This is a genomic window from Halomonas sp. AOP12-B1-6 (genome assembly GCF_052379225.1).
Lineage (GTDB): Bacteria > Pseudomonadota > Gammaproteobacteria > Pseudomonadales > Halomonadaceae > Vreelandella > Vreelandella casei.
Map to the genome: position 1 here is coordinate 74,272 of NZ_JBQSYK010000002.1, position 23,953 is coordinate 98,224.

The 23,953-nt window shown below is 55.4% G+C and carries 21 protein-coding genes; 1 reads left to right on the forward strand and 20 read right to left on the reverse strand.

Annotated features, from left to right (window positions below):
- Positions 1 to 33: 33 nt before the first annotated feature.
- The 13 genes from ACT3TR_RS05615 to ACT3TR_RS05675 all read right to left on the reverse strand — a co-directional run bounded on the left by ACT3TR_RS05615 (position 34) and on the right by ACT3TR_RS05675 (position 13,543).
- Positions 34 to 795 carry an ABC transporter permease gene (locus tag ACT3TR_RS05615; RefSeq protein WP_096277875.1) on the reverse strand — a complete coding sequence of 254 codons (762 nt, stop codon included), beginning with the start codon at positions 793 to 795 and terminating at the stop codon, positions 34 to 36.
- Positions 792 to 1,727 carry an ABC transporter ATP-binding protein gene (locus tag ACT3TR_RS05620; protein WP_096277873.1) on the reverse strand — a complete coding sequence of 312 codons (936 nt, stop codon included), beginning with the start codon at positions 1,725 to 1,727 and terminating at the stop codon, positions 792 to 794. The genes ACT3TR_RS05615 and ACT3TR_RS05620 overlap by 4 nt, the downstream gene beginning before the upstream one ends.
- Positions 1,728 to 1,797: 70 nt before the next feature.
- Positions 1,798 to 2,076 carry a peptidylprolyl isomerase gene (locus ACT3TR_RS05625; RefSeq protein WP_096277871.1) on the reverse strand — a complete coding sequence of 93 codons (279 nt, stop codon included), beginning with the start codon at positions 2,074 to 2,076 and terminating at the stop codon, positions 1,798 to 1,800.
- A 68-nt stretch (positions 2,077 to 2,144) separates the two neighbouring features.
- Entirely contained in the window at positions 2,145 to 3,347 is a 1,203-nt protein-coding gene (locus tag ACT3TR_RS05630) for a serine hydrolase (protein WP_225734153.1), read from the reverse strand.
- Between the two features lie 31 nt (positions 3,348 to 3,378).
- Positions 3,379 to 4,488, reverse strand: a complete 1,110-nt coding sequence (locus ACT3TR_RS05635; protein WP_096277869.1) for a heparan-alpha-glucosaminide N-acetyltransferase domain-containing protein — start codon at positions 4,486 to 4,488, stop codon at positions 3,379 to 3,381.
- Between the two features lie 181 nt (positions 4,489 to 4,669).
- Positions 4,670 to 4,969, reverse strand: a complete 300-nt coding sequence (locus tag ACT3TR_RS05640) for a hypothetical protein (protein ID WP_096277867.1) — start codon at positions 4,967 to 4,969, stop codon at positions 4,670 to 4,672.
- A gap of 318 nt (positions 4,970 to 5,287) precedes the next feature.
- Positions 5,288 to 6,694 carry a sugar porter family MFS transporter gene (locus ACT3TR_RS05645; RefSeq protein WP_096277865.1) on the reverse strand — a complete coding sequence of 469 codons (1,407 nt, stop codon included), beginning with the start codon at positions 6,692 to 6,694 and terminating at the stop codon, positions 5,288 to 5,290.
- 113 nt (positions 6,695 to 6,807) lie between these two features.
- The gene (locus tag ACT3TR_RS05650) at positions 6,808 to 7,578 is read right to left on the reverse strand and encodes an SDR family NAD(P)-dependent oxidoreductase (RefSeq protein ID WP_096277863.1); all 771 of its coding nucleotides are present in this window, start codon (positions 7,576 to 7,578) and stop codon (positions 6,808 to 6,810) included.
- Between the two features lie 43 nt (positions 7,579 to 7,621).
- Positions 7,622 to 8,785 (reverse strand): Gfo/Idh/MocA family protein, encoded by a 1,164-nt coding sequence (locus tag ACT3TR_RS05655; protein ID WP_096282269.1) that lies wholly within the window; start codon positions 8,783 to 8,785, stop codon positions 7,622 to 7,624.
- Positions 8,786 to 8,815: 30 nt separating this feature from the next.
- A complete protein-coding gene (locus tag ACT3TR_RS05660) occupies positions 8,816 to 9,871 on the reverse strand; it encodes a sugar phosphate isomerase/epimerase family protein (RefSeq protein ID WP_096277861.1) in 1,056 nt (351 codons plus the stop codon).
- An 86-nt stretch (positions 9,872 to 9,957) separates the two neighbouring features.
- The gene (locus tag ACT3TR_RS05665; protein ID WP_096277859.1) at positions 9,958 to 10,923 is read right to left on the reverse strand and encodes an ABC transporter substrate-binding protein; all 966 of its coding nucleotides are present in this window, start codon (positions 10,921 to 10,923) and stop codon (positions 9,958 to 9,960) included.
- An 84-nt stretch (positions 10,924 to 11,007) separates the two neighbouring features.
- On the reverse strand, positions 11,008 to 12,051 hold the full coding sequence (locus ACT3TR_RS05670) for an ABC transporter permease (protein ID WP_217990271.1): 1,044 nt from the start codon (positions 12,049 to 12,051) through the stop codon (positions 11,008 to 11,010).
- On the reverse strand, positions 12,032 to 13,543 hold the full coding sequence (locus ACT3TR_RS05675) for a sugar ABC transporter ATP-binding protein (RefSeq protein WP_096277857.1): 1,512 nt from the start codon (positions 13,541 to 13,543) through the stop codon (positions 12,032 to 12,034). The genes ACT3TR_RS05670 and ACT3TR_RS05675 overlap by 20 nt, the downstream gene beginning before the upstream one ends.
- A gap of 194 nt (positions 13,544 to 13,737) precedes the next feature.
- Between ACT3TR_RS05675 and ACT3TR_RS05680 the strand changes: the two genes are divergently transcribed.
- A complete protein-coding gene (locus tag ACT3TR_RS05680) occupies positions 13,738 to 14,958 on the forward strand; it encodes an ROK family transcriptional regulator (protein ID WP_096282267.1) in 1,221 nt (406 codons plus the stop codon).
- A gap of 6 nt (positions 14,959 to 14,964) precedes the next feature.
- Here the strand turns inward: ACT3TR_RS05680 and ACT3TR_RS05685 are convergent, their stop codons facing one another.
- The 7 genes from ACT3TR_RS05685 to ACT3TR_RS05715 form a co-directional block, all read right to left on the reverse strand.
- On the reverse strand, positions 14,965 to 15,741 hold the full coding sequence (locus tag ACT3TR_RS05685; RefSeq protein ID WP_096277855.1) for an SDR family oxidoreductase: 777 nt from the start codon (positions 15,739 to 15,741) through the stop codon (positions 14,965 to 14,967).
- A 55-nt stretch (positions 15,742 to 15,796) separates the two neighbouring features.
- The gene (araH, locus tag ACT3TR_RS05690) at positions 15,797 to 16,813 is read right to left on the reverse strand and encodes an L-arabinose ABC transporter permease AraH (RefSeq protein WP_444625029.1); all 1,017 of its coding nucleotides are present in this window, start codon (positions 16,811 to 16,813) and stop codon (positions 15,797 to 15,799) included.
- A 54-nt stretch (positions 16,814 to 16,867) separates the two neighbouring features.
- Positions 16,868 to 18,361: an L-arabinose ABC transporter ATP-binding protein AraG gene (gene araG / locus ACT3TR_RS05695; RefSeq protein ID WP_096277851.1), complete on the reverse strand. Its 1,494-nt coding sequence runs from the start codon at positions 18,359 to 18,361 to the stop codon at positions 16,868 to 16,870.
- Between the two features lie 59 nt (positions 18,362 to 18,420).
- Complete coding sequence (locus ACT3TR_RS05700) at positions 18,421 to 19,416, reverse strand: arabinose ABC transporter substrate-binding protein (RefSeq protein WP_096277849.1); 996 nt, start codon at positions 19,414 to 19,416, stop codon at positions 18,421 to 18,423.
- A 73-nt stretch (positions 19,417 to 19,489) separates the two neighbouring features.
- A complete protein-coding gene (locus tag ACT3TR_RS05705; protein WP_096277846.1) occupies positions 19,490 to 20,719 on the reverse strand; it encodes an aldose epimerase family protein in 1,230 nt (409 codons plus the stop codon).
- 354 nt (positions 20,720 to 21,073) lie between these two features.
- Positions 21,074 to 22,069: an AraD1 family protein gene (gene araD1 / locus ACT3TR_RS05710; RefSeq protein WP_096277844.1), complete on the reverse strand. Its 996-nt coding sequence runs from the start codon at positions 22,067 to 22,069 to the stop codon at positions 21,074 to 21,076.
- A 94-nt stretch (positions 22,070 to 22,163) separates the two neighbouring features.
- Positions 22,164 to 23,921 carry an IlvD/Edd family dehydratase gene (locus ACT3TR_RS05715; protein ID WP_096277841.1) on the reverse strand — a complete coding sequence of 586 codons (1,758 nt, stop codon included), beginning with the start codon at positions 23,919 to 23,921 and terminating at the stop codon, positions 22,164 to 22,166.
- Positions 23,922 to 23,953 lie beyond the last annotated feature (32 nt).

Below are 23,953 nucleotides of genomic sequence, written 5' to 3' on the forward strand. Positions count from 1 at the left end.
GGGTTTATCAGTGTCCAAGGGTTAAAAGTTGGCTCAAGGCTTGAGGCGATAGCCGGTGCGGAACATCCAGCTAATAGTGGCCAGGCAAACCGTTAGAAATAGCGCAATCATGCCCACGCTAGCCGCAAGGCTTACGTCGCTAATGCCGTAAAAGCTCCAGCGAAAGCCGCTCACCAAGTACACCACGGGGTTGGCTAGGGTGACGGTTTGCCAAAACGGCGGCAGCATATCGATAGAGTAAAAACTGCCCCCAAGAAATGTCAGCGGCGTGATGACTAATAGCGGCACAAGCTGCAGCCGGTCAAAACCGTCGGCCCAAATACCGATAATAAAACCGAGCAGACTAAAGGTGACGGCCGTAAGCACTAAAAAGCTCAGCATCCAAAACGGATGGGCGATTTCTAGCGGCACGAAAAAGTTTGAGGTGGCTAAAATTATCAGCCCCAGCAGAATCGATTTCGAGGCCGCCGCCCCTACGTAGCCAATCACAATTTCAAGGTGCGAAATAGGCGCTGAAAGCAGCTCGTAAATACTGCCGGAAAACTTGGGAAAAAATATCCCAAACGACGCGTTGGAAACACTTTGCGTCAGTAGCATCAGCATAATCAGCCCCGGCACAATAAACGCCCCGTAGCTGACCCCGTTGATTTCACTGATGCGCGAGCCAATCGCGGCGCCAAACACCACAAAATATAGCGAGGTGGAGATGACGGGCGAAACGATACTTTGCAGCAAGGTGCGACGCGTACGGGCCATTTCCGCCATGTAAATGGCGCGAACGGGATGAAGGTTCATGCGCGCTCCTTAACTAAATCGACGAAAATATCTTCAAGCGAGCTTTGCCGGGTGTTGAGGTCTTTAAAGGCCACCCCTTCCCGCTCCAAGGCGCTCAGCAGCTCTGACATGCCGCGCCCGTCTTCTTCTTGGCGACCGTCGTAGGTATAAATAAGCTCATGGCCTTCTGCTGCCAAACTTAGCTCGAAGCGCTGTAGAGCAGCGGGCACCTCGGTAAGCGGCGTTTGTAGATTAAGCGTTAGTTGCTTGCTGCCTAGCTTACTCATCAATACCGCTTTCTCTTCAACCAGCACAATCTCGCCATGATTGATGACCCCGATACGGTCGGCCATCTCTTCGGCTTCTTCGATATAGTGCGTGGTTAAAATAATGGTGACACCGTTGTCACGCAGTTGGCGCACGACTTCCCACATCTCGCGGCGCAGCTCAACATCAACGCCAGCGGTGGGCTCATCTAGAAACAGAATGCGCGGCTCATGCGAAAGCGCTTTAGCAATTAGCACCCGGCGCTTCATGCCGCCTGACAGCGTCATTAGCCGGTTGTGGCGTTTATCCCACAGCGCCAGCGATTTCAGCACTTTTTCGATATGCGCAGGGTTGGGTGGCTTGCCAAACAGGCCTCGGCTGAAACTGACCGTGTTCCACACCGTTTCAAACGCTTCGTTGGTGAGCTCTTGAGGTACCAGCCCGATGCGTTCGCGGGCTTGGCGGTACTGGCTGACGTTATCAAAACCGTCGATGGTGACGTGGCCAGCGGTCGGATTGACCAAGCCACATACCACGCTAATCAGGGTTGTTTTGCCCGCCCCGTTGGGGCCAAGCAGGGCAAATATTTCGCCGCGCTGAATCGTTAAATCGACACGGGTTAACGCCTGAAAGCCACCTTCATAGGTTTTGTTCAGGCCGTTAATGGTAATAATTGGGTCGTTCAAGGCGTACTCCTCACGCCGCGCCCTCAAAGGGTCGCGGCGCTTGACGGCCTTCAGGCAAACGTTGCTGACATTAGCTGCGGCTGGTGATTTCTAACAGGTGGTAACCGAACTGTGTTTTGACCGGGCCGTGGACTTGGCCTACTTCGTCGTTGAAGACGACTTTGTCGAACTCAGGCACCATTTGACCGGGGCCGAAGGTGCCCAGATCGCCACCTTGGCGGCTAGAAGGGCAGCTAGAATGCTGCTTGGCGACGTCAGCAAAATCGCTGCCGCTCTCAATTTCTTTCTTAAGTGCTAGGCACTGTTCTTCACTGCTGACCAAAATGTGGCGGGCGCTGGCGCGTGACATAAATTGCTCCTAAAGTGGTTTTTTCGTCGCCGTTTTGATGCCGACGGAAACGAGGACGCACTAGTTTATCATGGCCTGCCAAGAGCACCACTGCGGCGTAACGCTTCACCCACACTTGCCATCGCCCGCTCATGAGTGCTTAAGGCCGCAGGGCCGCGCATACAGCTAACAATCACCCAGGGGCCATCGGCGCTAATATCGGCCTGTTCGCGCTGGGCAATGCCCGCATCGCAGCTGCGCTGCTGCTGAGTACCGGTTTTATGCGCGAAGTTAATGCCTTCACCCAAGCCCGCCTTGAGGCGCTGCTTGCCGGAACTCGTTCGCCGCATCACCTCTAATAGCGCTTGGCGCTGCTCGGCATCTAGATTGTCCGGGCCGTCCTGCTCTTGTGAAAGACCTTGCTGCGTGCCGTACAGGCTCGCCAGTAAATCCCCGTAAGCACTCAGCGTACCGACATTTTCGCCCATGGCTTCGTAGGCATCAAAGGCGTGGTCGTAATCCGGCTGCGCGAAGGTGTCGGTGCTTACCCCAAGCGCGCGGGCTAGCGCTTTTGGGCGCTGACTTACCGCGTGTTGACGCAGCGCCATGAAGTCCATGCCGCCCAGCGCGCGGGCATCGGGGTGCAGCTGGCCATAAATGCCTTGGCGCACACCGACTAGCTTAGTAATAGGGCCGATTGCAGAGGGATCACCACCGCTTGCCGCGATCATCCTTCGCGCACGCGCATTAACCGCCGCCAGCCCTACCCGGTCAATCAGCATATCGGTGGCGGTGTTATCACTGACGGTAATCATTTGCTCCATCAAGTAGCGAATAGAAATCGGCGTGCCGGGGTCGTGCCAATTAGTGGGGCCTGCGCCATCGACAAAGTCGCTGCGCGCAAGCGTTAAGCGCTCATCTAACGTCAGCGTGCCTGCTTGGCGCTCTGCCAGCACCTGGGCCGCTACCGGCACCTTGATCAGCGAGGCCAAATACCAAGGGGCATCAGCATGCCAAGAGTAGGCTTCGCCAGTGGCCAGGTTCTGTACATAAACGCCTAGCTGGCCGCCAAACACACCTTCGATGGCCTGCAGTCGAGCAGTTAAATCGCCCTGCCAGGTGCTGCGCTTATCTACCTCGTAGTACCAATTGGTCTCGTACCCATTAGTATCGTACTCATTGGTCTCGTCAGCCTGTGCAGAGGCAGGCAGTACGTTGAGAAGAGCTACGATGGGAAGAGCTACGATGAGAAGCGCTAGCGCTATCAGCCCACGCCGTATCCAGTGTCGCAAATGCGTTACCTCTTAATGCTTTATGTGAAAATCAGCGGTGAGCGGCCATCCAACGGGTCACCCAAATCCATGCGGCGGCACCGATTATCAACAGCCCGCCAATACCGAGCGCCTGTGGATAGCTGTAAAGGCCCTCGCCTTGCAATAGAAAACGCAGCACCAAGAAAATCATCACAATGTGGAAAATAAACGTCTTCAGCGCGTCTGTGCCAATCACAGTCAGCGGCATTAACACCTTGGCGGCACGGGCGCCCCCGGCCAGTGCAAGGGCTAACAGCACCAGCGCACCGCCTAAGCTAAACAGCATAAACTCAAGCCCAGGCGGATGCTTGCCAACATTATTAGCCACCGCCAGCATGGCCGCGTGCACATCGCCGCTCGCCAATGCTAAGGCATAAAATCCGCCGACCATGAGCGCCCCAAGCCCCAGCAGCGTAAGCACTAAGCGGCGCCGTGCGGCGGGTTCAAAGTAGCAGCGTAGCAGCGACTCACCAATAAGCAGCCCAACTAAAATCAACGGTGCACGACTAATCTGCCCCCATGCGTAGTGGTTTTCGTGGTCGACCAGCAGCGCTTTCAGAATATCGTTACCACCGAAGGTCAGGCTCTGCAGCCACACCGTTAGCGCGATGAAGACACCAATCGTGGCGAGTCGGCTCCACAGCGGTGCCCGCGCCCATAGCGGCAACATCAGTGGCACCCACAGCAGCGCGATAGCGTAAAAGCCTAAGATTTCCGTCCATATCGCGAAGCGCCCGTAGAGCAAGGCATCCACGATATCGCCGGGGGGATAGAACGGCAGCATTTCAATCACGAGCAGCGCTTTGTACCAGAACCATACTTCCACGCCGCGCAGACAAAGCTTGAGCCTGCGCTTGGGCCAATCATCGCTTTGAGTATGCGACAAAAATGCCACGGCCAAGGCAATACCGAAGACTAAAATAAACAGCGAGGAAGAAAACTTTGTCAAAAAATGGATCGGCACCATGCCCCAGTCCGGCACATTGCGTATGCCGACTAGCCCACTGACCGCGTGACTCATAATCATCAAGCCAATCGCCAGGCCACGCGCCAAATCAATGGCCTGTATACGGCCCTCTGCTTTGGGCAATTGAGGTATTTGCGACCATGTCAGCTGCATCGAGACATCCTTGTAGAGGAGCAATGCACCACTATATCGTGCGCCTTAGTTGATCGTCTTAACGTTGATGACCTTAACGTTGATGGCCTTAAATGGTCAGGCACAAAAATGCCCCGCAATGAACGGGGCATTTTGTGGCTCATCCTTGAACCCGAGAAAAGTTATTCCTTAAAGATTGCAATTACCACCCGGAATCGCCCTGCTGATCGTCAGTGGTGGGTGCTTCTTGCTCCTCTTCCTCTTCTTCGAAAGTGAATTCTTCCTCTTCCTCTTCATACTCCGTTCCTACGTCCTGGCCTTGCTCTTGCTCAGTGTCGTAAGAGTTGTAGGTACCTTGATCGTCTTGCATGGTTTCTTCTTGCGGCGTCGGTTCTTGCTCTGTGCCACTACCTTCCATTTGTGCAAAGGCGAGAGGGCTAGCCATCAGGCCAAACGATACACCTAGGATGCCAAGCTTCTTGAGAGAATCCTTCTTCATCATGATACTGCCTCCTAATAACGTTACTTCTTAAACCGCAATACGAGAATCATAGAGTGGTTTAAAGGTTAAGAACGTCAGGCCTCTTGCCTGCTCCGTTCTTACCTCTATCATTGCACCCCCCGTGCCAGTTACTGGCAATCATTAATAAAAATCATTACCAAACAGTATCTTATAGTTCTAATATTCATGCCAACCATTTGTTTTTATTAATAAAAATTAATTTTTTATTGCCTATAATTGGCACATGCTCCTTAACGGTACAGCCAAACGGGGCAATGTAAGCCTGCTATGTTTAATTGCCCCGCCTGCATCTACCGTTTACTCATAGGTCATCTCTTCAAGCTCTTTACCGCGTGTTTCTTTGACGAAGAGAACAACGAAGAACACCGATGCCACGGCACTGATCGCATAAAAACCGTAAGCACCGAACAGCCCGACGGAAGCCAGCATGATAGGAAATGTCATGGTAATACCGAAGTTGGCTAACCATTGGAAAAGCCCTGCAATCGCCAGACCCGAACCGCGCATCTGATTGGGGAACATCTCGCCCAGCATTACCCACATCACCGGCCCCCAGGAAGCATTGAAAAACAGCACGTAAAGGTTGGCCGCAACGAGCGCAAACACACCCATGTCATCTGATAAGCGCAGACTGCCATCCACCATTGTTGCGGTAGAGAAAGCATAGGAGAGGCAAGCCAGTGTTATTGTCATTCCCACGGAGCCGCCCCATAGCAGAGGCTTTCTGCCGATTTTGTCGATCAGCGCAATCGCCAAGAGGCAGGCGGCAATACTGACGGCCCCCGAAATCACATTAATCAGCAGCGCATCGCTTTCTGAAAAGCCAACTGACTGCCACAGCACGGCACCGTAATAGAACACTACGTTTATACCGACTAACTGCTGGAAAACCGCTAACCCAATGCCCACCCACACGATGCCATGCACCTTCCCCGTGGTGCGGTTAAGCACATCGCTTAAACGCGGTTTATGATCACGATTCAGTGTGGCATTAACCTCCTGTATTTTGGGTTCAATTTCTTCCTCAGGCATCACCAAGCCAAGTACGCGGCGTGCCTCAGTGTCTTTGCCCGTGCTGATTAAATAACGTGGGCTTTCGGGAATAAACAATAACGCCACTAGGAAGATGGATGCAGGGATTAGCTCAATCCAGAACATCCAGCGCCACGTCGCAAAACCAAACCACAGTTCAGTCATTGCTGAGCCAGAAACGTACGCCAGCACATAATTACTCAGAAACGCCACAAACAGGCCTGAAATAATCGCCACTTGCTGGATAGTAGCTAACCGACCGCGATAAGCAGAAGGTGCCACTTCACTAATGTAGGCTGGCGTCATGACACTGGCTGCACCTACCGCAATACCACCAAGAATACGGTACAGCACAAACTCCATAGAGCTGCCGGAAATACCCGACCCCCAGGCGCTGACCAGAAAAAATACTGCGGCCACAATAAGCAATGTGCGCCGCCCAAAACGGTCCGCCAAGCGACCGGCAAAGAAAGCCCCTATGGCACACCCCAACAGCATAGAGGCAACATTAAAGCCCGTACCCGCGCTATCGGAGTTAAAAGAAGCCTGCAAGCCATCAACCGTACCGTTGATGACGCCACTGTCGAAACCGAAAAGAAAACCACCGATGGCGGCAATGCAACATATCACCAGGATATAAGATGAGCGGCTTAGCGTTCGCTGTTGAGTCATACCTGAAGCTCCTTGTACTTATTATTTAACGTTTGTTTTTGCGTATTTTTTTCGGACCACGCAGCGATACGCAAGTCATTGTCATCGCTTATTTCTATTAATACGTCTTCTTCCTAAGCCCAACCGGCGTCTACCGCCAGCTCTTGCCCTGTGATGGCCTGGCTTTCGGCGCTGGCCAAGAACAGTGCTACGGGCGCGATATGTACAGATTCAAGCCGTAGCTTTAGACACTGGCGTTCTTGAATGGCGGCCTCATCGTCGGGGCCGATCCATTTTTCCAGCTGTCGTTCGGTCATCACCGAACCAGGCACCAGCGTATTAACGCGGATATTGTGCTCACCTAACTCCCGCGCCAGGCTTCGCGTTAATCCATGTACCGCCGCTTTAGCGGTGACGTAGGCGGGCAAACCGCCCAGCGCCATCTGGACACTCACCGAGCCGAAATTAATGATCGAACCACCACCGTTTTTTATCATCTGTTCGGCCACCGCCTGGGCGGTAAAGAACATCGGCCGTAAGTTAAGCGACATCCGCTCATCCCAGTAGGCAACATCGATATCCCGCCAGGAGTGACGATCATCGCTGGCAGCGTTATTCACCAACGTATGGATAGGCCCGACGTTTTCGCCAGTCTCGGCGACGACCTGCTGTAGGCTCGCCACATCACGAATATCACAGTGGTGGTAAATCGGTGCTTGTCCGGTCTCGGTTTTAAGCTCCGCGACCAATGCGTGGCTGGCGTCATCATTGATATCGACGAACACTACCCGCGCGCCCTGATGGTGAAAGGCACGGGTAAGCTCGGCACCAATACCGCTGCCGCCGCCGGTAATAAAGACCACACGCTGGTCAAGGCTCGCATAGCGCACTGAGTGCTGGTTCATATCGATTCTCATATCCATTTTGTAGTGTCTTACTTATGCTGTTTTAGAAATCGACCCACTGCCCACCCGCCTTAGACGACGCCAGTGCGCGGGTGATAAACGTCAAACCATCGACGCCATCGGTCACGTCCGGCGTTTTTGCTTCCAGCGCATTGGTAGTATCGCCACGTTGGCGCGCGTGGATTTGCAAGGCGAAATCGCGATAGAGCTGAGCGAAAGCCTCCAGATAACCTTCGGGATGACCGGCCGGGATACGCGCAGCGGCCATGGCAGCATCGCCAAGACCTGGGCCATTGCGCGTCAGTATTCGCGTGGGCTCTCCCAGCGGTGAATGCATGAGTTGATTAGGGTTTTCCTGTCGCCACTCAAGGCCACCTCGGCTACCGTAAACACGCAGCTGCAGGCCATTTTCGTTACCGGGCGCCACTTGGCTAGACCACAACATGCCTCGCGCGCCGCCCTTAAAGCGCAGCAGCATATGCACGTTGTCATCCAGCGCACGCCCTTCTACAAAGGTGTGCATATCGGCAGCAAGGGACTCAAGCTCCAGGCCGGTCACATAACGCGCCAAGTGATAAGCATGCGTGCCGATATCGCCCAAACAGCCCGCCGGGCCACTGCGTTTGGGGTCAGTGCGCCACTCAGCTTGCTTAACACCGCTATCTTCCAGGCGTGTGGAAAGCCAGTCCTGTGGGTACTCCACCTGCACCACGCGCAGATCACCCAATTCTCCATTAGCGACCATCTCGCGAGCTTGGCGTACCAGCGAGTACCCGGAGTAGTTATGGGTTAAGCCGAAGAACAGCCCGCTACGTTCGACAAGTTCCGCCAGCGTTTGGGCCTCTTCCAACGTAATCGTCATCGGCTTATCGCAGATCACATGAAAGCCTGCCTCAAGAAAGGTGCGCGCTACGTCGAAGTGCACATGGTTGGGCGTTACGATCGCAACCACGTCAATGCCATCCGCGCGCTTTTGCTCTTCTTCAGCCATGGTTTGGTAATCGGGATAGGCGCGGTCAGCGGCTACGTGCAGCTGTGCCGCCGCCTCTTGGCTGCGTTCGGCGTCAGACGCGAAAGCCCCGGCCACCAGCTCATAGTGGTCATCAAGTCGTGCGGCAATGCGATGCACGCCACCGATAAAGGCCCCTTGGCCGCCGCCGACCATGCCTAGGCGCAGCCGACGCGGCGTCTCGTGTTGATGGCTCATGTCGTCACCCATGTCGTAATGCTCTCCCTGCTATTTGAGTCCCAGAATGCGACGGTTGGCAGCTTCATCGGCCCCGCCAGCGGCAAAGTCGTCAAACGCCCGCTCGGTCACTTCTATAATGTGATCACGAATAAAGGTCGCCCCTTCCCGCGCGCCGACTTCCGGGTGTTTCAGGCAACATTCCCACTCCAGCACCGCCCAGCCGTGGTAATCGTTGGCCGCCATCCACGAGAAGATCGACTTGAAATCGATTTGGCCATCGCCCAATGAACGAAAACGACCCGCACGGTCCGCCCATGACTGATAGCCCGAATAAACGCCCTGTTTGGGGCTGGGGTTAAACTCGGCGTCTTTAACGTGAAACATTTGAATGTGCTCACGGTACACATCGAGAAAGCCGCGGTAGTCGAGCTGCTGAAGGATTAAGTGGCTAGGATCATAAAGAATGTGACAGCGAGGATGGTTGCCGACCCGCTCAAGGAACATCTCAAAGGTGATGCCATCGTGCAGATCTTCGCCCGGATGGATCTCGTAGCAGAGGTTCACTCCGGCCTCGTCAAAGGCATCTAGAATCGGCCGCCAGCGTTTCGCCAGCTCATCAAAGGCAGTTTCGATCAACCCTGCCGGGCGCTGGGGCCAAGGGTAGATATACGGCCACGCCAGTGACCCCGAAAAGGTGCCGTGATCCGTTAGGCCAAGATTTTGTGACGCTTTAGCGGCCAGCTTTAGCTGCCCCACCGCCCACTCTTGCCGCGCCTTGGGATTACCACGCACTTCGGGGGCGGCGAAGCCATCAAACATCTCATCGTAAGCGGGATGCACCGCCACCAACTGGCCCTGCAGATGGGTAGAGAGTTCGGTGAGTGCTAGGCCGTGTTCAGCCAGGGTGCCTTTCACCTCGTCGCAGTAAGTACGGCTTTCAGCTGCGCGCTTTAGGTCGAACAGGCGTGCATCCCAACTAGGAATCTGCACACCTTTATAGCCAAGCCCGGATGCCCAGGCGGCGATGCTATCCAGGCTATTAAAGGGTGCCTCGTCACCGGCAAATTGGGCGAGAAAGAGCGCTGGCCCTTTGATTGTTTTCATAGGACTCTCTCAATAACGTTGCGATTAAGTGCTTGGTGAGGCGCGGGTCGAAGTGATGTCCCACCCGCCCCGTTTGATTAGAGCGGTCAGAAAGGAGAATCGGGAAAGTAGTACTGCTCGGCGTTTTCCTCGGTGATCAGCGGTGAGCCAAGAATGTACTCGCCCAATACGGGGCCATTAGAAACAAAATGCTGCACGGTCAGGTCCATGGCGGTGGCAATCATGCCGGGCGGATAGAGCACGTCTACCGGCACCAGTTCATCACCCTCCATCACCCGCTTGATAATTTCTTTCATGCCAGCACCGCCGACAATAAACAGCTCGTCTTCACGATCCGCCTGGCGCACCGCTTCAATGACGCCCAGGGCGATATCATCGTCCTGAGCCCAAACCGCATCGATGTTGTCGAAGCGCGACAAATAATCCTGCATGACCTCAAAGCCATCATCGCGATTCCAGTTAGCGTGCTGCATATCGAGGATGTTGATCTCAGAGCCTTCGATAGCCTCTTGGAAACCTTGAACGCGCTCGTCATCAATCACCGTAGGAATACCTCGCAGCACGACAATATCGCCTTCGCCATCGAGCTGTTCGCGTATGTACTCACCAGAAACGCGACCTAACTCATGATTATTGCCCGCCACGTAAAGGTCTTGGATGCCCTCTTCGGTCAGGCCACGATCCACCACCGTCACGAACACACCAGACTCTTTAACGCGGCGTACCGGGTCGGTGAGTGGGCCTGACTCAAATGGCAGAATTACCAGCGCATCAATACTGCGCAGCGACACCAAGTCTTCCAGGTCATTGGCCTGCTCGCCTGCCGTGCCCGCGGTTGAGATGGTGATTTCAATATCAGGATAGAGTGCCTCGAGCCGCTTTTTAGCCTCTTCAGCATGATAGTTAACGCCGCCGGCCCAGCCATGCGTGGCCGCCGGAATTGAAACGCCAATGGTGAGTTCTTGTGCCATGGCGGCACCGGAGAACCCTATTGCTGACGTGAGCGCTGCGGTAGCGGTGATAGTCGCCACCGCTGTTTTGATGCTGGGCATGATAATGCTCCTTTGCTGTTGTAGTTGTTATGCTGCGTTAGCTTCTAACGATAATGCGCTGATAGGCAGTGTTGCCAAGAGGCCCTAGGGCCGAGTTTTTCTCCACGATGCTCGCTGCAGGTAGACCGCAACAATAATGATGATCCCCTGCACAGTGCCGTTTAAATAGTTGGAAATGGCGTCGGTCAAATTGAGAATATTGCCAATCATAGTGAGCATGATGGCGCCAATGACCGTGCCCCAAATACGGCCATGCCCACCCTTCAGCATGGTGCCGCCGATGATTACCGCGGCAATGGCCTCTAACTCCCACAACACACCGGTCGCGCCGGAGGCAGACCCCAACCTCGGCACATAAATAATGGTCGCCAGTGCCACGCACACGCCTTGCAGCATGTACGTCAACGTTTTGACACGGTCGACATGAATCGCACTGTACTCAGCAACTTTTTCATTAGAGCCAATGGCAAAGCAGTAACGCCCGAAGCGGGTGTAGTTAAGCAAGATGTAGCCAATCACGGCGACCGCGAAAAACACCCATACGGGGAAGGTGATGCCCATAAAGCTGCCGTAGTAAACCGGGCGGTAAATATCGCGAACGGCCCAATCCAGCGTTAAGGTGCCGCCATCGGCAAGGTAAGTGACAAGCGAACGATAAATACCCATGGTACCGAGGGTAACGATAAACGCCTCAATTTTGCCTTTGGTAGTGACGATGCCGTTGATAAAACCAGCGCATAGCCCGAGCAGTAACGAAGCGCCTATGCCTAGCACAATAGTGGTGATTCCTGCGCCAAACTGCTCGACCAGGCTGTTCATCAGAATAATCATGACCCCGGCAATAAAGGCGGCCATCGCGCCTACCGAAAGATCCAGCCCGCCGGCCGTAATCACGAAAGTAGCGCCGATGGCAATAATGCCGATAAAGGCGCTGCGGGTAAGCATGTTGGAAAGATTATCTAGCCCCAGAAACGCCGGGTTAATCAGCACGCCTAAAATGGCTAAGACCACCAGCGCAATAAATGGCCCCCAGGTTTTCAGGTCGATGGAGAAGCCTTTAGGCCTAGCGACTGTGTTCTGGGCTGCCGTGTTCTGAGTTGTTTTGTTATTAAGCATGGCGCTGCTCATCTACCCCTACTCCCTTAATGCCGGATGCGTACTGCATAATGTTGTGTTCATTAATTTGCTCGCCTTCGATAATGCCGGTGAGCACGCCCGCGCACATCACGGCGACACGATGCGAAAGTCCTATCAATTCCCCCATCTCTGAAGAAATCAAAATGACCGAACGCCCCGCCTCGGTAAGCTCATGGATGAAATGATAGATTTGATGTTTGGTGCCCACATCGATACCCCGAGTAGGCTCGTTGATAATCACGATATCGGGATCAATGGACATGACTTTCGCGAGCAGCAGCTTCTGCTGATTGCCACCGGAAAGTTCAGCGGCGGTGAGCGCGGCCGTTCGTAGCCGAATATCAAAGCGCTGGACGGCCTCTTGAAAGGCTTTTTCTTCGCGGCGGCGGTCTAGCAGCGGATGGCAGTGAGCGCGCAGGTTCAGCAGAGTAACGTTTGAGCGCAAGTCCATATTAAGCACCAGCCCTTTACCTTTGCGGTCTTCCGTCAGGTAGGCAATGCGCTGATGCACGGCATCGCGCAGGTGGCGCAACACAACCGGCTGACCGCTACGCAGCACCTGCCCTGCACTTTTCGCACGCAGGCCAAGCACCGCTTCAATCAACGCGGTACGCCCAGCGCCCACCACCCCGCCAAACCCCAGCACTTCACCCCGGCGAAGCGTAAAACTGGCCTGTTTAACCGCGCCAGGCACGACAAATGCTCGCGCCTCTAATACCACCGGCGCATCGCTTGAAAGCACGGTCAGCGGCGGGTACATCTCGGTAATTTCACGCCCGACCATCAGGCGTGCCAACTCCTCTTTGCTTCGCCCGGCCATCGGCCCACTATCAATTAAATGACCGTCGCGCAGTACCGTCACGCGATCGGCTATCTGTTCGATTTCACGCAGCTTATGAGAGATATACAGAATGGCTACCCCGCGCTGGCGCAGGCGAGCAATGAGTGCAAACAGCACCGTCACTTCGTTTTCCGTCAGGGTGGCGGTGGGTTCATCCATGATCAGTACGCGCACATCGCGTGTAATCGCCTTGGCGATCTCGACCATTTGCTGGTCGGAGGTACTCAGGTCTTTCACTCTAGCGCGGGGGTCAACGTGCGTTTCAAGTTCTGCAAGCGCCGCTTGGCTGCGCTCGCGCATCGCCCGGCGGTCCAGAAAAGGCCCACGGCGCAGTTCGCGACCCAGAAAAATATTTTCTTCCACGCTAAGCTGTTCCGCTAGCGCCAGCTCCTGATGGATCATCACCACGCCGTCAGCTTCGGCGTCGCCACTTGAACGGTAATCCTGCGGGCTGCCGTCGCAAAGCACCTCCCCCGAGGTGGGGCGAAGATAGCCTGCCAGAATTTTTACCAACGTCGATTTGCCAGCGCCGTTCTCACCTAGCAGCGCGTGAACCTCGCCTGCCTGCAGGTCGAGATCAACATCGAAGAGCACCTGATTGTCGCCAAAAGAACGGCAGATATTGCGCGCCGACACGGGCATGGGGCCACCTATGATCACTATTATTATTGTCTGTAAGGCTTAATTGAATCGCTTGATTTACTTTAGGTGCTAAAATAAATATCTGCAAATACAACTTAGGTCGTATTTTGGTAATCGCGTTAACGTCTCACGATGATGTCACTAGGCGATTTTTTAACACGCTACCTTTCATCACGATGTATAACGGCGACCCTATGTCCCTTCCGTCGACTGATACTAGCCGCCACGACAATATCCTGGCGGTGCTGCGCACGTTGCGTGAACAGGGCCCGGTCGCGCGCGTTGACCTAGGTGCTTTGAACGGCATCAGCTCCGCCACCGTGACCTCAATCAGCGCAGAATTACTCCAGCAGGGTTTGATTACCGAACATCCCCATGCAACGCCTCGCCCCGCCGTGCGGGGACGGCCTAAAACGCTGATTGCGCTCGATCCACAGGCGGCCTACGTGGTCTGCATTAAGCTATCAATTAATGAGATTCAGCTGGTAGTGGGCAATTTTGCGGGCCAGGTGTGCCACAGCGAATACCATATAATCCCCACCTTGAAGCTGACAGCCGACGATTTAGTCACGCTGCTGCAAGAGAAAGTGAGCGCGGTATGCGCACAACAGCAGGGGAAATTTCAGCGCTTAGCGGGAATCTGTTTAGCGGTGCAGGGAGTGGTTTCATCAGCTTATGGCACGATTATCTGGTCGCCCGCGCTAAGCTTTCGCAACGCATCAATATCCGACCATTTAGTCGAGTACTTTAACTGCAGCGTGCTGCTGGAAAACGATGCCAACTGCATTATCAGCCTTCTGGCAGCACAGCCTGCCTACGCTGACAGCCCCAACTTAGTGGTGATTATGCTGGGCTACGGCATTGGGATGTCGGTACTGATTAACGGCGTGCCGTTTGTTGGCGCTAACGGTTCGGCAGCCGAACTTGGACATAGTAAATATCAGCCGGACGGCGCGCTATGTGCCTGCGGACGACGCGGCTGCATCGAGGCCTACGTCAGCGATTACGCACTTTACCGAGAGGCCGTTCACCATTCAGTGCTGCTTAATGACGAGACGACTCATCCCTCAGAGTCACAGATGCGGTCACTAACGCAAATGGCAGCACAGGGCGACCCGCAGGCTATGCGCATTTATGCCGAGGCAGGCCGCGCACTGGGCTACGGTATCGCCAATGTATTGGCGCTGTTTAATCCTGATCTAGTGCTGATCACCGGCGCTGGCGTACGCGGATTTGATGCGATGCAGGAAGCGATGCAACACGCTATCAGCGAAGCGCTAGTGGCAGAACTGGTTGGCTCAACCCGCATAGAAAGCCACGCCTGGGATCAAGACATGACCTGTATGGGCGGCATCGCCATGACGCTTTACGCCACCGATTCTCAGACGCTGTTATCCACCAATGAGCGGGCGTAAAAGCCTTCAATCGTGATAGACCACGCTGCGCCCACCATCAATGGTCAGGCAGCTTGCGTTGATAAAGGGCGCTTCATCTGAGGCCAGAAAAACGACCGTCATCGCCACTTCCTTGGGCTCCCCAAGCCGCCCAGGCGGCAGCAAGGCTTCGATATGCGCTCGCGCCGCGCCAGGGTCATCGAATGTCTGCCAATGCATCTCCACCGCCGGGGTGGCGATATAGCCCGGCGCAATCGCATTGACCCGGACGCCTTGAGCGGCGTACTCAATGCCGAGTGCCCGCGTCAGACCAATCAAACCATGCTTAGCCACCGGGTAGGGAAAGCAGCCGGGGATAATCGAGAAGCTATGCGTAGAGGCAATGTTGATAATGGCACCACCGCCCTGTTCCAACATATCCGGTAACACCGCCCGACTACAGTACCAGGCACCTTCCAGATCGACAGCGAGGCACTGTCGCCAGGCCTCATCCGGCATGGCGAGCGGCTCATGAAAGACATTCATCCCGGCGTTATTAACCAGGGTAGTAAAGGGCCCGTTAATCTCACGCGCCCTCGCCACGGCGGCCTCCACCGCAGCACGATCGGCAATATCGGCGACTAACGCCAGAGCCTTATAGCCTTCGCTACGCAGCTTAGCCACTAGGCATTCGACGCTAGCGCCATCCCGATCCAGCAAGGCGACTGTAGCTCCTTCCTGCACGCAGACCTCGGCGATGGCGCGACCGATGCCGGTGGCTGCCCCGGTCACCAGGATATGCTTAGCGGCCAATCTAGCGGTCATTACCCCACCTCACGTCTTCTTTTCAGTTAGCCAATCAAGCATTAATGTGCGCCTGTCAGGCCCGTTGACGGCGGGTCTGCTTCCAGCGATCAAACATCACCGCCAGCAGTAAAATCCCACCGCGGACTAGGTACTGGTAAAACGTCGGCACGTTGAGCAAGCCCATCGCATTTTGCACGCAACCCATGATCAGCACCCCGACCACCACGCCGGTGATCGTCGCCACACCGCCCGACAGCGCGACCCCGCCCAGTACACAGGCGGAGATCACCGCCAGTTCCAGGCCCATGGAGGTATTGGGGTCGCCCAGACCCATGCGCGAGGCCAGCAGCACCCCTACGACCCCAGCCACCACACCCTGGAGGCCAAAAACAATAATCTTGAGACGGCGGACGTTGACCCCCGCCAACGCGGCGGCCTCTGAGTTACCGCCAGTAGCCAGTACATTGCGCCCGAAGGCCGTCATATTGAGTATCACACCAAAGATCACAAAGCAGGCCAGCATCGTCCATACCGGCAGGGTTAGACCGAGAAAGGAGGCGCTGCCGAGGTCAAAAAAGCCCGGCACGGTAATCATCACAGCGTCACCGCCAGAGGTGATGTAAGCCAACCCGCGCACAAACTCCATCGCCGCCAGCGTCGCGATCAGCGAGTTAATGCCGAACTTGGCAATGACTAGGCCGTTAAAGGCGCCTACCGCGCCGCCAGCAATAATGCCTCCCATTACACCGACAAACACGCTACCGGTACTGGTGGTCACCGTCGCGGCTACCACCCCTGCAAAGGCCACCGTAGAGGCCACCGAGAGATCCACCTCACCCAGCGCCAATACCAACATCATGGTGGCCGCTAAACTACCGATCAGCGTCACCGACAGCAGCAACCCGACCATATTGCGGCCAGTTAGGAAATCGGGGATGAGCACCGCTAGGGTGATAAACAACAACAAAAAAATCGCAATCATGCCCGAGGTGTCGAGCAGTGTACGTAGCGGCTTGATAAGCCCTTGGCGCCCCGCCGGGCGAGCAGGCGCCTCATGGCCATCGCCTTGGGTTACATCGTTCGTTGTCATGGTTGTCGTCCTGAGCGTGTTCTTTTAAGAGCAAGCGGGCTGAAAAAAGCCGACTTAGGCGGGTAATGCCAGCCCCAATAGTCGTTCGGGAGTGGCCGATTCTCGCGGCACCACGTCCACCAGCTCCCCATCGCGCATCACCGCGATGCGGTCGCAAATAGAGCTGACTTCCGCTAGGTCGCTGGAAATCACCACGATGCTTTTGCCTTGTTCGGCCAGGTCGTAAAGCAGCGAGTAAATATCTCGCCGCGCGCCCACGTCGATGCCTCGGGTCGGTTCATCCATCACGAACAGATCAATCTCTTCAGCCAGCCAGCGGGCCAGAATTACCTTCTGCTGATTACCCCCCGAGAGCTTACCAATGGGCGTTCGCGGGCCCGGCGTTTTAACGCTGAGTTGCTGGATATACGACTCGGCATTACGCCGCTCACGGCCAGGATGGCGGAACATTCCCCAGCGTTTAAAAAAGCGTCGACAGCTGATATTGAGGTTGTCGGCCACGCTGGCCACCGGGAATATACCCTGGGACTTACGATCCTCCGGGCACATGGCAATCCCCGCGCGGATGGCATCCTGAGGGCTTTTAAACCGTCGCACCTCGCCGTTGAATTGCACACTGCCTGCTTTGGTCGCCTCGACTCCGCAGACCAGCCGTAGCAACTCGCTGCGTCCGGCACCGACGAGACCAAACAGCCCAAACACTTCACCGCGCTTAACGGAGAAACTGACCGGCGCCTTGAGACCGCGCCCCTGAATGCCCTCGACGTTCAAAATCACGTCACCATGTTCGCGAGGGCGATAGCCGTAAACATCGTTGATATCCCGGCCCACCATCTCACTCACCAGGAGGTCGTGGTTGAGCACCGAGATATCCTCGTGTGTGCGAATATGCTGGCCATCGCGGAAGATCGTGACCGCATCGCACATCTCGAATACTTCTTCCATGCGGTGTGTCACGTAGAGCACTACCCGCCCCTCGTCGCGCAGCCGTTTGACGATGCGCTTTAGCTGACGGGTCTCTTGAATAGAGAGGCTACTGGTGGGTTCATCGAAGGCGATGATCTTGGCGTCGCGCAACAGTGCGCGGCCAATCTCAATCATCTGCTGTTGGCCGATGGAGAGATCGCGCACCTTGGTCGAGGGGTGGATATTCCCCTCGCCAAGGTCGGCCAGAATTGCCAGCGCTTTTTCGCGCAACTCGCGGCGGTTAACAAAGCCTCGCCGCGTGGGAAGCTGGCCCAGTAGCAGGTTCTCGGCCACCGACATATTGGGCGAGAGCGTCAGCTCCTGATAGATGATGGCGATCCCTTCCCGCAGCGCTTCTCGGGCGTTACCGAACACATGGCGCTGGCCGTTTATCCACAGCGCTCCCTCCGCCATGCGATTAACGCCGCTCAACACTTTGAGCAAGGTGGATTTACCCGCACCGTTCTCACCCATCAGTGCATGTACTTGACCGGTTTGAGCGCCAAAGCTCACCTTATCCAGCGCGCGCACCCCAGGGAAGACGACGCTAATCGCGTCGAAACGTAGATAAGCATCAGACATGCGTCAAAACTCCCGCGGTCACTTACCGTTACAGATCATGTGCTTCACAAACATGCACGTCACAAACCCAGCTCTGCGCGTACTTCCTGCCAGTTGTCACGCGTCATTAAGACACCTGAGGTTTCGGTATTGGCCGGCGGTTGTGTGTCCTCGCTAATCCAGCGATAGAGATCTTCTGAGGTCTGACGGCCGTGCATGGTAGAGCTGACCGCGACTGTGCCGTGAAAGCCAGTGGGGTTATCGCGTGAGAACTCGGCAAAGGCAGCACCGGAACCGTTAATACCCACACCAATCACGTCTTCGGCCGCTAGGCCGTACTGCTCAGTGGCCCGGACGCCACCCAACACACTTTCCTCGTTAAGGGCATAGATCACCCAGTGCTCATAATCGCCACGTTGAGAGAGCACCGGGGATGCCGCCGAAAAGGCGCTTGTAGTATCGCTGTTTTGCTGGGGCGCATCGAAGATGTTGCTTTCAGGAAAGCCTGCGTCAAGGAGGGCGGCGGTCGCACCGTCGGTACGCTCAACGGCAGTGGGTAGCTCGTTATTGGTAATGCGTAGCGCGGCGACTTTTTCGGGATCCCAGCCGCGCGCCTCCATCTCGGCAGCAATCGCATCGCCTGCCTGCTGGCCAATCTTATAACCTGACATGCCTAGGTGCGGTACGCCTTCCATCGGCTCACCGCTCGAGTTAACAAACTGGTCATCTACAGTGACCACTTTCATATTGTACTGGTTGGCACGGTTCATGATCGCGGGCCCTAGACGCACGTCCGGCGGGCAGATCACAAAGCCGTCCGCACCCTGGGCGTAGAGGTTGTCAATGGCGGTGAGCACTTCCTGGCCATCTTCGCCGCTCAGGCGTACCACGTCGAAACCGAGTTCTTCACCGATCGCCGTAGCGGCCTGTTGTTCGTTAATAAACCATGCCTGCTCCGGTTTTTTAACAATAAAGCCAATTTTCACCTCGTCTTCCTGAGCCTGTACTGATCCCAGCGAGGCCAGCATGATGGCGCTTCCAAGTGCTAAACGGCTAAATGTCTTAGTCACTCTCATTGTTATGCTCCTGCAATTTTTAACGTTATTTTTATTGATATTTCAATCTTTTATTACCAACCCATTGGGGTGGTTATTCTTCAAAATCCTGCTGTGCCGAAAAGCGGTATACCGTACGCGAGCGGTACGTATCACCCGGCTCTAGGATCGTGCTGGGAAACGCTTCCTGATTGGGGGAATCAGGATAGTGCTGAGTTTCCAGGGCAAAACCCGAGCGGTGCCCGTAGGCCTGGCCCTGCTTACCGGTCAGGCTGCCGTCAAGAAAGTTGCCAGAGTAGAATTGGATCGCGGGTTCGGTGGTGGTGATTTCCACCATGCGCCCACTCTGCGGCTCCCACACCTTGGCAGCCACAACGAGTTCATCCGATGCTGCGTTATCACGGGCCAGCACAAAGTTGTGGTCATAACCGCCGCCGAAAGCGAGCTGTTTGTTGTCCTGCTCAATCCGTTCGCCGATAGGCGTCGCCTGGGTAAAGTCGAACGGCGTGCCGTCTACCGGGCGAATCTCGCCGGTAGGGATCAGCGTGTCGTTGACCGGGGTAAACGCAGGGGCGTTAATCATTAGCTGATGATCGAGAATGGTGTCGCTACCCTCGCCCTTAAGGTTGAAGTAGCTGTGCTGGGTGAGGTTAATCGGTGTGGCTTTGTCAGTCACCGCCCGATAATCCACCATCAGTTCGTCATTATCGGTCAGGGTGTAGGTCACTTCGGTCTCCAACCTGCCGGGGTAGCCCTCTTCGCCATCCTCACTGGTATAGCGCAACACAAGCCCAGTGCCCGAATCATTCTCAAACGGCTCAGCCTGCCACAGCACTTTGTCGAACCCTTTCTGGCCGCCGTGCAGGTGGTTGCTACCATCGTTGGTGGCCAATGAGTAGTTTTCCCCATCAAGCGAGAACTGGCCATCCGCGATACGATTGCCGTAGCGGCCAATGATGGCACCGAAGTAAGGGCTGGCCTGTCGGTACTCATCGGAGAGATACGCTTCCAAGGCGTCGAAGCCCAGCGCTATATCATCAAACTCGCCCGTCAGATTAGGGGTTTTCAGCGACAGAATGATGCCGCCATAGTTGGTCACCCGCAGCTCAATCCCATTGGCGTTAGTGAACTGATAGACATCGACCTGGCGACCATCGGGCAAGTGACCAAACACCGACGTCTGGACGCTGTTGTCGGCTTTACTCGTCGTGTCAGTTTCAGCATTGTCCTGGGCTTGCGCGGCGTTTATCAGCAGCAACACGGCGATAGCGCTGAGCAGCAGAGGAGAACCGTTTTTTAATCGTTGGCTGGACATGAGAGGCATGAGCTTCCTCCTGGTGGGATTTTTGTTGTTAGCTTTTTGTTGTTAGGTCAGTGCTATTAATACCGATTCAATCACTACAGTAGCCACGTCTTTCATAACCAACCAATATACAAATACATCACTATCGATATACGTCTAAGTATCAATAACAATTCAAGGCTTATCCCATGGGCATTCTCGATGAGAACGGGTTTCTAGATACGCGACTAAAGTTGCCCCACTGCTCACTCTTTTGCATCGAATAAGCACTCTCACGATGGAGCCACCGGCTCCATCAGACTGGCGATAGTACTGGCGATAGTACTGGCGATAGTACTGGCGAGAGCACTGGCGGCCTCTCACATGACCAGAAATTTAGAGTGAACGCACCGTGACAATCGCTTCATCATCACTGCTAAAGCGCAGTGTGTTACGCAGCGGACGGCCAAACTCGGGCAGGTCGATCTCGAAGCGGTCGCCTTGCTGGGTTTTCACGCTGTCGGCAAAGCTAAGCGTGGCCGTGCCAAAGTAATGCACGTGCACATCGCCCGCTCTGCGGAAGTTAGCGTACTTGAAGTGGTGATGTTCAAGATTGGCCAGTGAATGCGCCATGTTCGCCTCGCCGGTCAGAAACGGCTTTTCCCACAGCGTTTTACCATCGCGCACAATACGGCTGGTGCCTTCAAGGTGCGTAGGCAGTTCGCCAACCAGCAGCTCAGGGCCAAAGCTGCAGGCACGCAGCTTTGAATGCGCCAGCCACAGATAATTAAAGCGCTCGGTCACGTGATCCGAAAACTCATTGCCGATCGCATAGCCAACCCGCCGGGGCTGCCCATCGCCATCAATTAAGTAGAGCCCGGCCAGTTCTGGCTCTTCGCCCGCGTCTTGCGCAAACGCTGGCACCGGAAATTCGCCTTCTGGATTAACAATAATGCTGCCATCGCCTTTATAGAACCACTCTGGCTGCGCGCCGCACGCACCGCTCTCGGGCTTGCCGCCTTCCACGCCGAGCTTGAACATGCGCATCGAGTCAGTCAGCTCACTTTCTTTGGCCTGCGCCTTAGCATGCATGGCCGAGCGGGTATCGGCACTGCCCAGGTGAGTCAGCCCCGTTCCCGTCACAAGGCAGTTCGCTGGGCTTGAGTGAGTCAATGGTGGGAGTAGCTGCTTTGCTTCTATCAGCGCGGCATAATCTAAGCGCTCTTCGGTCAATGCCGCCTCAACAACCTCCGTTAACGGGCGCGACTCGGCGATAGCCTGCTGGGCCAAGCCATATACTCCTTGGCTACCGCTGATAAGCCGAACCTGTTGAGGGCTTTCGACCATGGCGGCTCTCAATTGGCCTTCGTGTAAACACTGAATCAGACGCATACCGTTCTCCTGTTTTTATAACCGGATGTTATGACTTTGTTGTTAATACTGATGGTTACTGTTGACGGTTAATATTGATGATTAATGTTGACGGTTAATGCGAGTGACGCGGTACATCAGAGCCTCGGCAGCCGACCAAAAAGTCAAAATCACAGCCTTCGTCCGCTTGCAGCACATGTTCGATATAAAGCTGACGATAGCCGCCCTGGCTGGCGATGACCGTTGACGCTGCGGTGGGGTCGCTCTCGGCCAGGCGCGAGGCAAGCTCGGCATCGCTAATATCCAGGTGCAGCCGCCCACCGTTGCAATCAAGCTCAATCATATCGCCGTTACGCACGGCCGCCAGCGGGCCACCTGCGGCCGCTTCTGGTGCCACATGTAACACCACGGTGCCATACGCCGTACCGCTCATACGCGCATCGGAAATACGTACCATGTCGGTAATACCCTGAGCCAGAATCTTCGGCGGCAGGCCCATGTTGCCCACTTCCGCCATGCCGTGATAGCCGCGTGGGCCGCAGTGCTTCATGACCAAGATATCGTCGGCTTCAACGTCCAGATCCGGGTCGTTGATGCGCGCTTTGTAGTCATCGTAATCCTCAAACACCACCGCACGACCGCGATGCTGCATCAGTTCTGCCGTTGCTGCCGAAGGCTTTAGCACCGCACCATTGGGAGATAGGTTGCCGCGCAGCACGCAGATGCCGCCGTCTACCGTCAAAGGATTATCCAGCGGGCGAATCACTTCGTCGTTATAAAGCGGGGCGTCCTGGACGTTTTCCCAGAGGGTTTTGCCGTTAACGGTTAATGCATCTTTGAAGGGCAGCCGGTCGGCTTCGCCCAGGCGTTTGAGTACCGCTGGCAAGCCACCCGCGTAGTAGAACTCTTCCATCAGGAAACGGCCCGACGGCTGCAGGTCAACCACCGTGGGCGTGCCGCGCCCTACCCGGCTCCAGTCGTCTAGCGTGAGATCCACACCGATCCGCCCGGCGATCGCTTTTAGGTGAATCACTGCGTTGGTGGAGCCTCCAATTGCCGCGTTGGTACGAATGGCGTTATCGAAGGCTTCCTTGGTGAGAATTTTGGAGAGACGCAGATCTTCATGGACCATCTCAACAATTCGGTTACCGGAAAGATGTGCCAGCACATAGCGGCGGGAATCTACCGCAGGAATTGCCGCATTATGGGGTAGCGAGGTACCTAATGCCTCCGCCATACAGGCCATTGTGGAAGCAGTGCCCATGGTGTTGCAGGTGCCGGCCGAGCGTGACATACCGGCCTCGGCGGCCATAAAGTCGTGCAGCGATATTTCGCCCGCTTTAACCTGTTCAGAGAGTTTCCACACCACGGTGCCAGAACCAATATCCTTACCTTTGTGCTTGCCGTTGAGCATCGGCCCACCGCTGACCACGATAGTGGGAATATCGCAACTCGCTGCGCCCATCAGCAGCGCCGGGGTGGTTTTATCACAGCCCACCAGCAGCACCACGGCATCCATCGGGTTGCCGCGGATGGCTTCTTCGACATCCATGCTGGCTAAATTACGCGTAAACATCGCGGTCGGGCGCAGGTTGGACTCGCCGTTAGAAAACACCGGAAACTCGACCGGGTAGCCGCCCGCTTCTAAAATGCCCTTCTTAACGTGCTCTGCCAATTTTCGAAAATGCGCGTTGCACGGCGTCAGCTCTGACCAGGTATTGCAGATACCGATAATCGGCTTGCCCTGAAACTCATGGTCGGGGATGCCCTGATTTTTCATCCAACTGCGGTACATGAAACCGTTCTTATCAGCGGTACCAAACCACTCGGCAGAGCGCAGTTTTGGCTTATTAACATTTGATGAATCACTCATATTCTTCTCCTCGGTCTCGAACTGTCTGCAGC